The organism is Herbaspirillum sp. CAH-3, assembly GCF_009668275.1.
Lineage (GTDB): Bacteria > Pseudomonadota > Gammaproteobacteria > Burkholderiales > Burkholderiaceae_D > Herbaspirillum > Herbaspirillum aquaticum.
Window position 1 is genome coordinate 1 of sequence record NZ_VSWE01000022.1, and the last position, 15,627, is coordinate 15,627.

Consider the following 15,627-nt stretch of genomic DNA (forward strand, 5'->3'; position numbering starts at 1 on the left):
CCCAGAAGGCGCGCTGGCCGCGTTGCACGTCAGGGCTGGTGGCACCACCACCAGCCCTGACGCGCGCCTTGCCAGCACGCCTTCTGGGGGCAACGCATCTCACAGATTGAATGTGAACAGGCCCTAGTGGATGATGAAGCTCGAGGCCGGCCTCACTTGCCTCCGGTGACGTCCAGAAAGGTCCCGGTACTGAAGGAAGCTTCCTCGCTGGCCAGCCAGAGAATGGCGCGCGCCACTTCCTCGGGCTGCCCGCCCCGCCCCATGGGAATGGATTCCCTGACCCGGTTGACCCGGTCCGGTTCGCCACCACTGGCGTGCATGTCGGTGTAGATGTGGCCGGGCCGCACGCAGTTGACGCGGATGCCTTCGCGGGCGACTTCCTTGGCCAGTCCCGTGGTGAAGGTTTCCAGTGCGCCCTTCGAGGCGGCGTAGTCGACATACTCGTTGGGACTGCCCAGGCGCGCCGAGGCCGACGACACGTTGATCACCACCCCGCCCCTGCCCTGGTGCCGATAGGCCATACGCCTGATCGCCTGCTGCGCGCACAGCATGGGACCGATGGCATTGACCGCGAAGATGCGCTGCATGCGTGCGAAACCCAGGTCTTCCATGCGTGACTGGCGCTCCAGCATGGCCGCATTGTTGACCAGCACATCGATGCGGCCGAAGCGCGCATCGATGGCAGCGAAGAGCTGCGCCACCTGGTCCGGGTCGGCACTGTCGGCCCGCAGCGCCAGCGCCCGTGCGCCGCGCTGCGCGATATCGGCCGCCACCGAATCGGCCGCTGCCGCATCGTGCAGATAGCTGAAGGCCACATCGTAGCCGCGTTCGGCGGCCAGCCGCGCGGTGGCAGCGCCCATGCCGCGGCTGCCGCCGGTGATGAGGATGACGGGCTTGGTTGTTGCATGAGTCATGTCGGATCTCCTTGGAGTGAGCAAAACGGCAGGGGAGCAGGGGCGGGAGCAGCCACCGGATCAACCGATCAGTACCGTCCCCGCTGCAATGGCGGCACAGGCCAGTACCCGTGGCCAGCTCAGCGTCTCGCCCAGGAACAGCCGGCCGATGATGGCGGCAAACAACACGCTGGTTTCGCGCAGCGCCGAGACCGCGCCCATGGGCGCCAGCGCCATGGCCTGGATGACGATGCCATAGGCCAGCAGCGACACCAGCCCGCCCGCGAAGGCGGTGGCAAACGTCGCCGCCGATGCGGGGGGCTGCCACAATGCACGGGGGCCGCGCCAGGCCATGAAGACGGCGGGCATCAGCAAGCCCCATCCGGCGCACATCCATGCGGTATAGGCCATGGGGTTGCCCGAGAGGCGCACACCGAGGCCATCGACCACGCTGTAGGCCGCGATGAAACAGCCGGTCCCCAGGGCATAGCGCAGGCCGGGCAGTGCCACCCTGCGTCCCCGGAATGCCAGGGCGATGATGCCGCCCGATACCAGCCCGATGCCCAGCAGCGCCAGCGGTCCCGGCGTCTCGCCGGCGAGCAGGGCCGCGCCCAGCGTGACCAGCAGGGGCGAGCTTCCACGCGCGATCGGATAGGTTTGGCCCAGCTCACCGCTGCGGTAACTGCGCACCAGGAACAGGTTGTAGCCCACGTGCAGCAGGGCAGAGAGCACTCCATACGGCCAGCTGGCCGGCAACGGTACCGGCAGCCACGGCGTGGCGGCCAGGCTGGCCAGGGCTACGGCCAGGCACATCACGGTCATCGACCAGAGGCGGTCGGCGCCGTTGCGCAGCAGCGCATTCCAGCTGGCATGCAGGAAGGCGGCAAGGAGGATGAGCAGGACGACAGGCAAAGGCATGCGCCATGGTAAGCAGGAGCGCCGCCGGACAGAAGCGAAGTCTCCTCATCCCGTCATGAGCAAATCCTCATGCCTGGCGCCGAGGCGGTGCCCCCGCATCTCAGTAGCGCGCACCGGCGGCCTGTGACTGCGCCAGCAGCCAGGCACGGAAACTGGCCACGTGCGGCTGCGTCTCCACGCCCTTGGGGCAGACGAAGTAATAGGCCAGCGGGGAAGGCAAGGCCAGCTCGAACAGCCGCACCAGGCTGCCATTGGCCAGTTCCTGCTCGACATGGCCGCTGCGGGCCAGCGCCACACCCTGGCCCAGCAGGGCCGCCTCAAGCGTCATGTTGGTATCGGCCAGGCGCACGCTTTCCCGCAAGGCCGAAACGCTTACCCCGGCTTGCTGGAACCACAGGTCCCATTTCGGCACCATGTCGGCCCCCGCGCGCGTGAGCAGGGGATAGCGGCGCAGGTCGGCCGGCTTGCGCGGCATGCCCAGGCGCGCCAGCAGGGCCGGGCTGGCCACCGGGAACACCTGCTCGCGGAACAGGAATTCGGAAAACAGGCTGGGATAGTGGCCGGGGCCGAAGCGGATCGCCACATCCGGTTCGGACGGCGTGAAGTGGATGGCCGTATCGGTGGTCTCCAGCGTCACCAGCAGCTCGGGATGGGCCTGTGCCAGCGCCGGCAGCCGGGGCAGCAGCCATTTGAGCGCGAAGGAATAGGTGGTACTGACCTTCAGCGGCTGCCGCCCTTCCTGTGCGCGCAGCTCGGCCAGGGTGGCTTCAAGGCGGGCGAAGAACTCGCGCACCACCGGCGCCAGCGCGGCCCCGGCCGGGGTCAGTGTATTGGACTTGCCGCGCTGGAACAGCGGCATGCCCCACAGCGCTTCGAGGTGGCGCAGCTGGTGGCTGACCGCACTCTGCGTGACATGCAGCTCTTCCGAGGCGGAGGTGAAACTGGCATGGCGGGTGGCGACTTCAAAGGCCCGCAGGGTGGCCGTGGGGGGAAGGTCTCTCATGGGTGCGCTCAGGGATGGACGGCTGGAAACAACAGTCATGAACAAGAGCTCATGATAGCAACAGCCCCCGTCTTGCAGTCCGGAAAGCCCCTCGCAAGCGGACGAGAATGCAGCGAAGAATCGCGGCTATACATACCGTCTAATTTTAGATAATATGTATCACATGACCTCCCGCTCCCGCAAAAAGAAACCTGACCGTCCCGACCATGCCCTGCTGCTTTCGCAATTGCAGCAGGTGGCCAAGGGCCTGGGCGAGACCTTCGCACCGTTCTGCGAAGTGGTGCTGCACGACCTGCGGGACGCGGATCACTCCATCGTCGCCCTGCACAACAACCTGTCCGGCCGCGAGGTAGGAGATGCCACCACCGAACTGGGACTGGCACGCATCGCCGACGAGAGTTATCCGCAGGTCCTGACCAATTACGCCAACACCCTGCCCGACGGACGCCAGGCCAAGAGCACCTCGATCGGCATCAAGGATGCCGACGGCAAGTATGTGGCCGCCTTGTGCATGAATATCGACCTGACCCTGTTCGGCGCACTGCAAGGCATGCTGCGCCAGTTTGGCGGCATCGACAACGCGGTCCGCGTGGCCGAGACGCTGGAGCCGGCGGGCGCCGATGCATTGCGCCAGCGCATCGATGCCTTTGCCGCGCGGCTGTCGGCCACGCCGCGCAGCCTCAAGGCCGAGGACCGGCGCCAGCTCATGCGTGAGTTGCGGCAGTCCGGTTGCATGGATGTGCGGCGCTCCGCCGAAATCGTGGCCGCGCACCTGGGTGTATCGCGTGCGACGGTCTACAACGACGAGAAGGAGTGAGGGCGTCGCTCCGCGCCTTCATCGCTTGCCATGCCCAAGGTCCCCATCTTTCCATCCCACTTGAAGGAAACCTCATGATTCCGCTCTCCAGTGCTACCGAATTGCCCAGCTTTGCCGACGTCCTGCTGGCCGCCGAACGCATCAAGCCCTGGGCCCACAAGACGCCCTTGCTGCGCTCGCGCACGGCCGATGCGGAGGTAGGCGCGCAGCTGTTCTTCAAGTGCGAGAACTTCCAGCGCATGGGTGCCTTCAAGTTCCGGGGTGCCATGAATGCGCTTTCACAATTCGACAGCGAGCAGCGCAAGCATGGCGTGATCACCTTTTCCTCCGGCAACCACGCCCAGGGAACAGCGCTGGCGGCGCAGCTGCTGGGTATTCCGGCGGTAATCGTCATGCCCCAGGACGCGCCTGCGGCAAAGGTGGCTGCCACGCGAGGTTACGGTGCCGAGGTCGTGATGTATGACCGCTATACCGAGGACCGCGAAGCCATCGGTGCGCGCCTGGCGGCCGAACGCAAGATGACCCTGATCCCGCCCTACGACCATCCGCACGTGATGGCCGGCCAGGGAACGGCCACGCTGGAACTGCTGCAGGAAACAGGCCCGCTGGATGTACTCTTCGTCTGCCTGGGCGGCGGCGGCCTGCTCTCCGGCGCGGCACTGGCGGCGCGGGCGCTGTCGCCGGACTGCAAGATCTATGGCGTCGAGCCGGAAGCCGGCAACGATGGCCAGCAATCGCTGCGCGCAGGCCAGATCGTGCACATCGATACCCCCAAGACCATTGCCGATGGTGCCCAGACGCAGCACCTGGGCAAGTACACCTTCAAGGTCATCCGCGACATGGTAGACGACATCCATACGGTCAGCGATGCCGAGCTGGTGTCGGGCCTGCGCTTCTTTGCCGAGCGCATGAAGATGGTGGTGGAACCGACCGGCTGCCTGGGCTTTGCCGCGGCCCGCAAGCTGAAGGACCAGCTGCAGGGCAAGCGCGTGGGCGTGATCATCAGCGGGGGCAATATCGACCTGGGCAAGTTGTCGGGGTATTTGTCCTGATGATTGGCCGCATCAGTGACCCCAATCTCGCGCGGGGTCATTTTGGCTTACAGTGTTGAGCCTCATCATTGACTTAGCTCCCACCATTCAATCACAAGGACTGGAAACACCATGCCCCATCTCGTTCTGGAATACACCGATAATCTCGCGCTCGATGTGCAGCCCACGCTGCTCAAGCTCAACCAGGCACTGGTGGCCAGCGGCCACTTTGAAGAGAACGCCATCAAGGCGCGTGCCGTGCGCCTGGACAACTACCTGGTCGGTACCGCTGCCGAGGCCAAGCGTGCCTTCATCGCGCTGCGCCTGGCCATCCTGACCGGCCGCACGCTGGAAGAAAAGAAGTCGGTGTCGGACCTGCTGGGTGCGGCGATCCAGAAGGACCAGAGCTGGCCCAAGGATCTCCAGGTGCAGATCACCGTGGAAGTGGTCGACATGCAGCGCGAGACCTACTTCAAGGTCGCCCTGCAATAAGCCGATAGCGTGACCCTGCTGCCCTGGCAGCGGACACCCCAAAACAAAAAGCCGCGCGGTGCAAACCGGGCGGCTTTTTTTCGGGTGAAGGACACAGCGCGATGCTGTTCTTGTGATGCCGCGCTGCCTTATCCCCGATGCATCAGGCGTTCAGGACGCCAGTGCCGTTTCACGCAGGACCTCGCGGAACTGCACTACGTTGCCTTCCGGATCGAAGCCATCGCAGGCCCGGAAATCCGGTCCGTTCCATTCGGCCGCAGCGGGCTTCATGCCACCGCCGAGCTGCTCGGAAGACAGGCGTGTGTGGGCAAGTGAACGCACGGGGAGGAAGAGCTTCACCGGCACGTTCTCGCGCAGCACCGGTGGTGAACAAATCTCCACCTTGGCTGCCGTGGCTTGTGGAATCGCATGAATCACCAGCAGGAAATCCTCGGCCTCGATCACTACCTTCTCGGCCTGGGCCTGCTTGGGAACCACCGCCAGCACCTGCGCATAAAACGCGGCGAGGCGGGCTACATCTTTGGCGAACAGGACTGCGCCTGCTTTGGGCTGGGTCGACATCTCTGCTTTCAAAAACGTTGATCGGATCAAACAAGGAACGGCAGAGTTTATTTACGACCATGGCACTTGGCAAGCACTAATCGTCTGCCTGTGGCGACGCTGTTGTGTCGCCGTCAGGCGACGCCTTTCTGTCGCCCTTTGCATGAAATATTGCAGAGCAATATAAGAATCCGCTGACAAGCGAAAGTGGTGCTGTCCGATGTTCATTTCAGCGCGTTGAAACTAAGGTTATCCATCGCCGAGAAGAGACTAGCAAAACGTCAATTGTCAGCATGATCAGCCAAGCTGTTTGTATGTGATCGGAATAGCATCGTTTCAGCTTCGAACGCGTATAAATTGTAAGAGGATGTTCCAAAACGGTTTACTTCCGAACTTGATCTGCTACCTTGATGTCGCAGGGCAACATGATGTGCAGTGAAGAAAAAGAAAAATATTTCCACTTGCGCACCGAGATGCCACGCCGTCCTCCCCACTGCATTCCACGATGCGCTGACGGCGACCAACGACAACGCCATATAACCCTCACGAGTAACGCGCCATGAACATTCGAGACCTGCACGCTCAGTACACTCCCGAACGCTCCATTTTCAAGCGGTCCACCTCAGCGCATCGTGCCTTGAGCGAAGGCACCGCCGACCGCATCGAACTCGCGCACACCGACAGCGATGCCGATGCCTGGCTGGAGCCGGCGCTGTCCGATTTCATTTCGCTGGCGTCCAGCGTCTGCGGTACGCCCATGGGCATGTTCAGCCAGCTGCATGCCGACATCGGGCTGCAGCATCCTTACCTCTCCGTCAACAACGGCCGCGGCGACGCGCGCAACCAATGGTGGCGCTTCCCTGGCCAGACCGGCGTACTGCGCAACGCGGTGGACTTCTCCTTGTGTGAAATGGCCGCACGCACGCCCGGCCAGATCACCGAAGTCAATGACCTCAGCAGCGACCTGCGCTTTGCCACCGGCGCGCTGGCACGTGGCAATCCGGCGGTGCGCTTTTATGCGGGTGTACCGCTCGTGTCGGGCAATGGCGACACCCTGGGCACGCTGTGCGTGATGGACCGCGAACCGCGCACGCTCACCCCGGCACAACGTGACGCGTTCCAGAAACTGGCGCGCCAGCTGGAGGCGCAGATTGACAGCCATCGCGCCATGCAGAAGCTGGAGCAGCAGACCATGACTGATGCGCTGACCGGCATCGGCAACCGCCGCAGCTTCGATTCGCGCCTGCGTGAAGAGTGGACGCGTCACCTGCGTAACGCCCGTCCGCTGACCATGCTGATGGTGGATGTGGATTACTTCAAGCAATACAACGATACCTATGGCCACCCGGCCGGTGATGCGCTGCTGGTGCAATTGGCACGCGTACTGCGCTCGCCGCTGCGGGCCAGCGACTTCCTGGCGCGCTATGGTGGCGACGAGTTCTCGCTGATCCTGCCGGATACCGATGAGACTGGCGCGATGCAGGTCTCCGACCGCATCAAGAAGGCGGTGGCCCGCGTGAAGTGGCCGCACACCGACATCGAGATCAGCCTGGGCGCGGCGACCGTGACGCCGTCGGAAATGTGCGACTTCAGCGCCTTGCTGCATGCGGCTGACCAGGCCATGTACCAGCGCAAGCATGGGCGTAATCCGCGTAATGCTTGAAGGATGAAATGCATGAGCGAATAAGGGAATGCGCTACGGATATCGGCTCCCAGCCTTACTTGCATTCAACAGACGCCGCTGTGCTCACAGCGGCGTCTGTCATTTGAAGATGCTCACCCGGCTCCGCTGTCTGCCACCGTCGAAATCAGCGCCGCACCACAGCTGGTGCGATGGCCTTCGAAAGCCACTGCAACACCGTCGACCTGGATCGTGGGATGGCCCTCGATGATGACGCAATCCTCATGCCCCTTGATCGGGCAGGTGCAGGAATCACCGACGCGGGCAACGGCTTTTCCCCTCACCGCTACACGCGCACCGGCACTGATGACTTTGCCGCCATGCGTGGTCGGATCGCCGAGACGGATGACGCCTTTCATCTTGTTCTCCTTTTGACATGGATGACCTGCAGGTCAGTCCGAGTAGCCCTGCATATAGGTCGACCAGTCGAGGTCCTTCCTCAGCCCCCACCAAGGCAAGTAAGCGTAGCCCTCTCCTCGGGCGCGGAACCAGTTCTTCTCGGGGTCGAAGACGCGGGCACGATCAGGTGGCGTCACCATCACTGCCGTGGCCTTGTCAGGCTCGGTCGTGCCAGCCACCATCACCGGCCTGCCTTTGTGATGGGCCCAAGCGATGGCCAGTGCCACGTTGGTGATGGCTGTGCCCGCACGCATGTCGCCCAGCAATTGCGGGGTGTTGAAGGAGTGCTTGAGTACATCCAGTTCGGGCAGGTTCTGCGTCATGGCCTGGGCCAACGTGCCGATGCGGCGGCCTGCTTCTTCCGTTCCTTTGCCGGCGTCGTGGATGACGTAGCGGATCTCGTAGGGAGAGATTTTTGCTTGTTCTGCGGCTGACTGGATTGCGCCTTTCCACGCACTTGCGGTTCGGCTTTCGCCTTCAGTGGTAGCAAAGTCCTCGACCCTACGAACTGCAGGGCGGGCGATCCATGCAAGAGGTTCGCGACCTGTGTTGAACTTCGGCCCCGCCAGGATCAGCAAAGTACAGTTCTCGCTGATCCGACCATACTCGGGAAACTCTGGCGCATCCATATTCATGACCCAGACGGTTTTTTCGGGGTGGGCTTCCAGATAATCCATACCCGCTGACAGGGAGGCAAAACCAGCGCTGGCGCCGCCTTTGATAAAATTGACATCCGCTGGGATGTTCGCTGTGGATAGCTCTGTATTAGCGAACTCAAATTCCTTTTCAAAAGCTCTTCGGAGAATATCTCCAGCCTGATCTTTTGGTAATTCGGAAATATCGGGAATCGCGAATTCGACATGAATACCGTGAAGTTCTTTCCAACGTTCTGTTTTCTTCGGCTGAATCGTATAGAAATACTGTCCATCCGCAGCATAGCCGCGTCCTATTGGCTTAATGGCATTCCAAACATACCCCTCAAAAAATAGAGGAAATTTGCTACCGCGACCACCGTACGCGATTGGAGCAATCGACTGCACGGTAGTGAATACCGCGGGATCTCGTTGTACTTCGTCATCGTGGAGATTAGGCTTGACTACTCCCAGTGCCCAAAGCAATTGCCATTCAGTAGGATAATCTCTTCGGATCAACGGATTCAGCCACTGGATGCCCACGACTTGGGCCTTGAAATGCTCATCGTCTCTCGGCAGCGGCTGCTCAAGCTGCGCATTAACAGGGTCTGAGGCTTTAGTAAGATGATCTTTCGCCACAAAGACCGTCAACAGAAAAGCTACCGCCGGTAGAAAGACCAATCTGAAAATCAACTCCGCCTCCGTCCATCTTCTCGGCTCATTCTGATCGAGAACGTACATCCAGAAAATTATCAAAAACAGCGAAATGGCCGCCGCTATGACGGAAATGGCTACTATTTTCAAAGCACGCAAAGCGCTCATTTTCTGCCCCCGCTGCTCCCATTTTTTCGCCATGATCGTTCATCTATAATTCCTTCCGGACGCGTTGCTTCTTCTTCGCTTATCCAAGTTTCAAGCTGCTTGTTTATCATCTTCCCGCAATCAAAATACTCACTCAAATAAGCATGGGGATGTCCCGTTTGCACCAGCTTCAGACCGTACCGCCAATCCGCCTCAACCCGCAGCTCCCGCATCTCTTCCTCACTAAGCGTACAAACCCCAACAGCAACGTCATAAGCCGCCGCCAACCTTGCATGCTCCGAATTGGTCACGATCGTCGAATGATCCGTAGCGCTCTGGTCCACGCCTTCCTTCAGAAATTTCCCAATCTGCTCAGTCCGCCAAGCCTGATATGCCTTGGTGGGCTGTCCATTTGGCTGTTCTCCGGCGACGTTCCCCTTTGCATCAGCTATGTCGCCCCGTCTGGCCTGCATCCGCAAGCGCGCCCGATGCTCGTAGCGCAATCGGGCCTCCGACTCTTGGTCCCCCTGCGCTGCATCGTTGGCTGAACCGTCCTCGGATGTGAGCGTGGCGTGTTCGTCATAGGGATCGCCCGCTTTTCCATTGACCTCGCTTTTACGGGCTTGCCGCGCATTGCCGGCAGCATCGATACCCTCATCAAACTGCGGACTCAGCTTTCCATAGCGATAGGCCGTCGGTAAAAAATGGCGCGGCAGTTCAGGCGCGTCAATCGGAATCGACCAGCTCTTCTCGATGCTGGCATTGACACGCTCTCTGACCAACTCGATGTGCGGCATCAACAGCTGACCCACTGCCGTCGCGATTTTCCCGATGATGGCCTCGTTCGACGCCAATCCCTGCCAGAACCGATAGGCGACGATGGGCGAAGGAGGATGCCAGAACCCGTCCTTGCCGGCTCCTGCATCCTTGTTCCAGCGGTCGTCCCAATAGCGATAGGACTTGCCCGGTACCTGCCCCACCAGATACTGATGCGCGAAAACACGCTGCACGAAGACGCCACGGCCGTTAGTGACCTCAATCTCCTGTGCACTCATGCCGCGCCAGCCTATCCCCTGCACGGTCGTGGCCGAGATGACCTGATCGTGCGGATTGCAATACAGGGTCACCCGGCCAAAGGTGGATCCATTTAGCCCATGGCGCTGTCGGTCTCCGGCTGCCGTGAAGGCCGGACCCAGCTTGGGATTGCTGTTGGCCATTTCCTTGTCGATCCTGGCGTCCGCGTGCGCACTGGTGGCACGGGCTTGCAACAGCGCAAAGAAATTCTTCAGCGTGTCCACCCGCGCCCGGTACGTCCGCCGTCCCAACGCGCCTTGCGAATCACTGCTGCCTCTCTGGCTCCAGCCTTCCGTGAAATTGTCCGGCACCAGGCTCAGCGGCGGATTGCAAAGCAGGTAGTTGTCCGCCTGCACGCCCAGCCGGTCGGCCAGAAAGGCCGCAGCGATCCCGACCATGTTGCCCTGGCTGTGGCACATCACCGTAATGGGACAGTCCGCCTGCCTGTCGCGCACGGACTTGATGAGGCGTGCCAGGCGCAGCGCGGCGTGGACATAGTAGGCGCGGTGCGGGCAGCGATAGACGTCGCGTCCCGGCACCGGATTGAGATGCTGCGCGGTCAGCCACAGGAATAGGCGGTCATTGAGCCCCTCCGTCCAGAGATCGGCGATGGTCGAGCAACCGTTGGCGAATGGCCCGCCGCCCCAGTAATCGTTCTCGTTGAGCCAGACGTTCTTGCCGAATTGCCTGAGCTCGGTCTTGCTGGCCTTGTATCCCCAGCGGAACCGGATGACGGGCGAATAGTTGGATTCGGCATTGATGAAGTTGTCCGCACTGCGCCGGGGTGCGAGATAACCGTCGGCCGTCAGTTCGGGGGTGTATTGCGCAGGCATCAGGCGACCCGAAGTCGGACCACTGTAGACCATCTGCTCGGGCCGCCGGGCCAGCCTTTCATTGAGCCCCTCGCACAGGCCGCGTTCAGTGCTCTCGTACCACTCCCCATCGGAGTTCACCCCATGCACCAGGATGATGACCCCAGGCAAGGGCAAGGTCTTGTAGAAACGCGCCTCGCCATGGTTGGGCAAGAGGGTGAATTTTCCGCCTCCGATCACGCGGGAAGATGGTGCGGCACCGGGTGTCGTGCTCATGGTCTCGTTCTCCTTCAAGAGTCGGTGTCGAGGAAGCGAATGCGCAGCTGCTCGAATGCACTTCTGGAGATCGCACCGGTCGCGCCTTGCTCATCGGTCTGCCCGGTCATCCCGACACCGTCACTGCGGTCGATCTCGAAGCGTGCACCCGGCACGGCCTGGTCATCGGTCGGACGTGCCACGACCGGCTTGCGCCCCACCTCCTCCTTGGCGAACTTTGGCAGCTCACCGGGCGTGGTCTGTGCATCGAGCCAGTGATGCTTGGCCGCATGGATCGATGCAGCCCCGCTGCAACCCATGTCGATCTTTCCTTTTCCAAGACGCAGATAGCTGCCGTCCGCGGTCGCCAGCAGGATTTCGTCGGCCGCGATGATCTGCACCTTGCCGTCGCTGGCGCTCAGGCTCAGGTTCCTGGCCGCCACCACGCTGGTATCGTTGTGCTGCGATTGCAGCCTGAGCTCGCCCTGGTGCGCGATGAGCTTGAGGTCTTCCGATTGCGCAAACAGCGACATGCCCTTGCCTGCATTGGCCGTCAGGTGTTCGCCGCTGGCCAATTGGATATTGCGCAGTGCCACGGTGTCGCAGTTCTCGCCGGCATGCGTGACGGCGGTCTCGGGGGTACTGAAATGCAGGCCGGCCGGTGCCGTGATGGCGACCACGGGGGTACCTCCGTCTCCTGCGTCGGGTGCGGTATTGGAGCCATTCTCCCAACGCTGCAACTGGCGATACAGGCGCTCATGGGCAGCATGATCGGCGGCCATTGCCTGGTGTCGCGCTGCGTAATCGCCGATGCCGGTAAAGAGCTGCACGCATTGCTGCATCAGCGCGAGCGTTTCGTCCCGGGCAAGCTGGTGGCCGCTGGCATTGAGGCGGGCAAAGGCGGTGATGAGCAGGCCATGGGCCGTGCGCAAGCAACCTGCGGCATCGGTGGCCAGCTCAAACCCTTCGCCGCGCGGTGTGGAATTTCCTTCGTTGCGTGGGGAGCCCAGCCAGCCCTGGTTGAGTTGGGTAGCAGCATGGTCCGACAGGAGCTGGGCACTGATCTGGCCAGCACTGTCGTCGAAGCGCAGGTGGCTGTGGCGGTCCGCCTTGAATTCCTTGCTGCGGATCCCGGACAATGCACTGTTCTCCGGCAGCTTGCCCTGGTGCGAAAACTGCGGCGGGCAATGCGTGCCATCGTAAAGCCCGCCCAAGGCCACCGGCTTGTCGGGATGATTTTGCAGGAAGGCGATCAGGATCTCGCTGCCGACCCGGGGCCAGAAGGCGGTACCGAAGCCGGCATCGGCCCAGGGCTGCAAGACGCGGATACGGGCCGAGTCAGCAGTGGAGCCGCTGGCGCCGCGCTGACGGGGGTGTTCATGCGGCCGGGCAAAGAGAAACCTGACGGCGATGCGCCCCATCTCATCGACATCGACCTCCTTGTCACCATCGCCGACCACGACGGCACTCATCATGCCCAGCTTGGGCACCTGGTCCGGGTCATACGATGGCACGATGACGGTATCGCGCGCCACACACTCAAAGGCATTGCAGTAGACAGGAACGTCCAGCGCAGCCTGGTCGCCCACGGCGGCGCGCGCTGGCAACCAGTCCTCCATCAAGGCGGCCATCCAGGGGGCGTCCAGCACCAGGGCGTTGCGCGCATAAAGTCTCAGTTGCGTGACGGTGAAGCGGCGAGCGTGTTCAGGCAAGGTGTCGATATGGGGCTGTCCGCTCAGCGCGAACTGGCTTCCGGCCCGCAAGGAGCGCACGACGCTGCGGGCACGATAGCCACGCGCAGCCAGCTCATGGGCTTGCATCCTGGCGCGGGCCATCTGCTGCTGGTGCGCACGTCCGGCCGCCAGGAAGGGAGGGCCATATTCGTAATTGCCCAGGCTGCGGGCCAAGGCAAGACCTGCCTGACCTTGATCCCTGAGCGTGCCTTCCTGCGCCTCCATGCATTGGTTGGATTTGTAATCGAAGGCGCTCAGCGTGACTTCGCCAGGCAAAGGCTCACGCCACGCTTCCCATTGATTGATGGTATCCGTACGCTCCAGGGCGTCCGCACGGTGGTAGCGCAAGGCAACGGCGGTTTGATCGGGGTAGGCCGTCGGATGGTCGGCCAGATGCAAATGATGGACCGGTTCCTCGCCCTCAAGTGTGAAGCGGAAGTGCCATGCGATCCCTTCCTGCTGCCAGATACGCCGCAGGAAAGCGGCATCGCTCTCACCGGCCTGCATGATGAAGGCCCGCTGTGGGTAGGTCTTGTGCAGGCCACGCGTATGCCAGCGCAAGGCGGCGGCGAGGATGTTGTTGTCGTGGCGGTGCTCGGACAGGATCTGGTCTCTGATCTCAACTACCGAACGATCACAGAAGACACGCCAGGTCTTGCGCTGCTCCAGCAGATGCAGGGCATCGCAGAGTTCGATCTCGAAGAGTACGGCACCCGCTTCAGAATGCACCTGCCGTACGGAGGCGGCGAGACCGCACACCAAGGCGGGAACACCGTCAACATCCTTGACGGAGAAACCGACAGGCAGCCCTTGCAGATCGTCGATACCAATGTCCTGCATACTGCTGGCGCATTGCACCCGATAGCGCACATTGCCGCACACGGTCTCGCTTCCGCTCACTTGCATCGCGACCAGCTTGGTTGCCAGTGAGGTTGCAGAGGTCGGCCAATGAAGCTTGAGCAGGCGCCGCTCGTGCGTCAGGAGTTTGAGCATCGCGCCTAGGGGCGCAGAGGTCATGTCGGCTGAGGCTGTCATGGTGCGAGCACAGAGCCGGGAAAGCTCTGCATGCTACCGAACAGCCGGGCAAAATCATTTAGTCAAATTTCTAAATTTCGGCCTCATTGCGCGCCTGCTTTTTTTGCGGATAGAAAATGTTTTGCTCAATTTCCCGTTTTCACTGACCGCAACAAATGGAGCGCCACCAACATCGCCAAGCCCACCACCACCGCCCCCGCCAGATAAACATCCTGCACCCCCGCATGGCTGCCCAGCGCGCCGGCCAGCGGGCTGGTGATGCCCAGCGAGAGATCGAGGAACGCCACATACGCCCCCATGGCCAGGCCGCGTGTCTGCGGCGGCGCGCGGCGCATCGCCTCCACGCCGAAGCCGGGGAACACCAGCGAATAGCCAAACCCGGTCAGGGCCGCACCCGCATAGGCCATCCAGGCGTGATCAGCCTGCCAGATCAGCAACTGCCCGCACACCTCGATGACCAAGCACACCAGCGCCACTTTGGCGCCACCGATCTGGTCCGGCAGGTGCGCAAAGAACAGGCGCGCCACGATGAACGCCACACCGAAGCTGGTGAAGGCCAGCGACGAGTCCCCCCACGACCGTGCCGCAAACAGCAGGGCGATGAATGCCGTGATGACACCGAAACCGACGCTGGAGAATGCCAGCCCCAGGCCAGGTTTCCATACCGCACCCAGCACCTGATAGAAGGGCGTACGACGGCTGGCACCGGGCGCAACCCCACGCAAGGGGCTGACGGCCAGCAGCGCCACGATCGGCAAGAGCACGCTCACACCGGCTATGCCCGCAAATCCCCAGGCCTTGCTGACCGCCACACCCAACGGTGCACCGCCGGCCATGGCCGCATAGATGGCAATACCGAGCCAGGCCATCACCTTGCCGCCATGCTGCGGTCCGACCAGGGCGATGCCCCAGCCCATGGTGCCGGTGATGACCAGGCTCTCGCCCAGCGCCAGCAGGATACGTCCGGCCAACAGCACGGCCACCGAGAGCGCAGGCTGGTCCAGCCACAGCAGGGAAGCCAGATAGACCAGCCCTGACAGCGCCGCCGCCAAGAAGCCGCCCACCACGGCCCGCTTGGCACCACGCAGGTCGGCCACATTGCCGGCCCAGGCACGTGAGAGCAGGGCCGCGGCGAACTGCGCCCCGACCACCACGCCGACCACCGTGGCGTTCATGCCCAAGGCTTCTTTCAAATGCAGGGGTAGCACCGGCAACTGCAGGCCGATGGTGAGAAAGGCGATGAAGACCGCCAGCGTCAGCGGTGCCAATGCCAGGAAGACCGTCGTGCTGCTGCCGGTGTTGGCGGATGGCGTGCTGGAATGAGGCTTGCCAGCCTGTTTTCCATTCATGGATGACCCTCGATAATAGTGTTGATGGTTGCTTGCAGGAGTGCTGCGCATTGGCCCCATTGATGGGCAGGATGGTGCGCAGTAGAATGCGACGGATCCGTCATATTCGATGCGATGCAGTATGCGACGGATTCGTCAGGTTTCCTAGTCGCATTCCGTTTA

The 15,627-nt window shown here is 62.2% G+C and carries 13 protein-coding genes; 4 read left to right on the top strand and 9 right to left on the bottom strand.

All coding sequences use genetic code 11. The annotated features are described in order from the left end of the window. Positions 1-152 precede the first annotated feature (152 nt). The 3 genes from FYB76_RS23380 to gcvA all read right to left on the bottom strand — a co-directional run bounded on the left by FYB76_RS23380 (position 153) and on the right by gcvA (position 2,814). Positions 153-914: an SDR family oxidoreductase gene (locus tag FYB76_RS23380; RefSeq protein WP_088755817.1), complete on the bottom strand. Its 762-nt coding sequence runs from the start codon at positions 912-914 to the stop codon at positions 153-155. A 60-nt stretch (positions 915-974) separates the two neighbouring features. Continuing rightward, complete coding sequence (locus FYB76_RS23385) at positions 975-1,811, bottom strand: DMT family transporter (RefSeq protein ID WP_154135224.1); 837 nt, start codon at positions 1,809-1,811, stop codon at positions 975-977. 100 nt (positions 1,812-1,911) lie between these two features. Continuing rightward, positions 1,912-2,814: a transcriptional regulator GcvA gene (gcvA, locus tag FYB76_RS23390; RefSeq protein WP_154135225.1), complete on the bottom strand. Its 903-nt coding sequence runs from the start codon at positions 2,812-2,814 to the stop codon at positions 1,912-1,914. Between the two features lie 154 nt (positions 2,815-2,968). On the opposite strand from gcvA, the gene FYB76_RS23395 reads away from it, so the two are divergent. From FYB76_RS23395 to FYB76_RS23405, 3 genes are all read left to right on the top strand, one after another. After that, entirely contained in the window at positions 2,969-3,631 is a 663-nt protein-coding gene (locus tag FYB76_RS23395; protein ID WP_154135226.1) for a transcriptional regulator, read from the top strand. A 74-nt stretch (positions 3,632-3,705) separates the two neighbouring features. Continuing rightward, complete coding sequence (locus FYB76_RS23400) at positions 3,706-4,683, top strand: threo-3-hydroxy-L-aspartate ammonia-lyase (RefSeq protein ID WP_154135227.1); 978 nt, start codon at positions 3,706-3,708, stop codon at positions 4,681-4,683. Between the two features lie 111 nt (positions 4,684-4,794). Beyond that, positions 4,795-5,154: a 5-carboxymethyl-2-hydroxymuconate Delta-isomerase gene (locus FYB76_RS23405; RefSeq protein WP_154135228.1), complete on the top strand. Its 360-nt coding sequence runs from the start codon at positions 4,795-4,797 to the stop codon at positions 5,152-5,154. Positions 5,155-5,304: 150 nt separating this feature from the next. Here the strand turns inward: FYB76_RS23405 and FYB76_RS23410 are convergent, their stop codons facing one another. Next, the gene (locus FYB76_RS23410; RefSeq protein ID WP_154135229.1) at positions 5,305-5,715 is read right to left on the bottom strand and encodes a hypothetical protein; all 411 of its coding nucleotides are present in this window, start codon (positions 5,713-5,715) and stop codon (positions 5,305-5,307) included. 553 nt (positions 5,716-6,268) lie between these two features. On the opposite strand from FYB76_RS23410, the gene FYB76_RS23415 reads away from it, so the two are divergent. Next, complete coding sequence (locus tag FYB76_RS23415; RefSeq protein WP_154135273.1) at positions 6,269-7,357, top strand: sensor domain-containing diguanylate cyclase; 1,089 nt, start codon at positions 6,269-6,271, stop codon at positions 7,355-7,357. A gap of 113 nt (positions 7,358-7,470) precedes the next feature. Here FYB76_RS23415 and FYB76_RS23420 read toward each other — a convergent pair whose 3' ends face one another. The 5 genes from FYB76_RS23420 to FYB76_RS23440 form a co-directional block, all read right to left on the bottom strand. Further along, the gene (locus FYB76_RS23420; RefSeq protein WP_154135230.1) at positions 7,471-7,734 is read right to left on the bottom strand and encodes a PAAR domain-containing protein; all 264 of its coding nucleotides are present in this window, start codon (positions 7,732-7,734) and stop codon (positions 7,471-7,473) included. Between the two features lie 33 nt (positions 7,735-7,767). Further along, complete coding sequence (locus tag FYB76_RS23425) at positions 7,768-9,261, bottom strand: hypothetical protein (protein WP_229297075.1); 1,494 nt, start codon at positions 9,259-9,261, stop codon at positions 7,768-7,770. Continuing rightward, on the bottom strand, positions 9,225-11,369 hold the full coding sequence (locus FYB76_RS23430) for a DUF3274 domain-containing protein (protein WP_154135231.1): 2,145 nt from the start codon (positions 11,367-11,369) through the stop codon (positions 9,225-9,227). Before FYB76_RS23430 ends, FYB76_RS23425 begins: the two co-directional genes overlap by 37 nt. Positions 11,370-11,383: 14 nt before the next feature. Further along, a complete protein-coding gene (locus tag FYB76_RS23435) occupies positions 11,384-14,074 on the bottom strand; it encodes a type VI secretion system Vgr family protein (protein WP_195724708.1) in 2,691 nt (896 codons plus the stop codon). Between the two features lie 167 nt (positions 14,075-14,241). Next, a complete protein-coding gene (locus tag FYB76_RS23440) occupies positions 14,242-15,465 on the bottom strand; it encodes an arabinose transporter (RefSeq protein WP_154135233.1) in 1,224 nt (407 codons plus the stop codon). Positions 15,466-15,627: the final 162 nt, after the last annotated feature.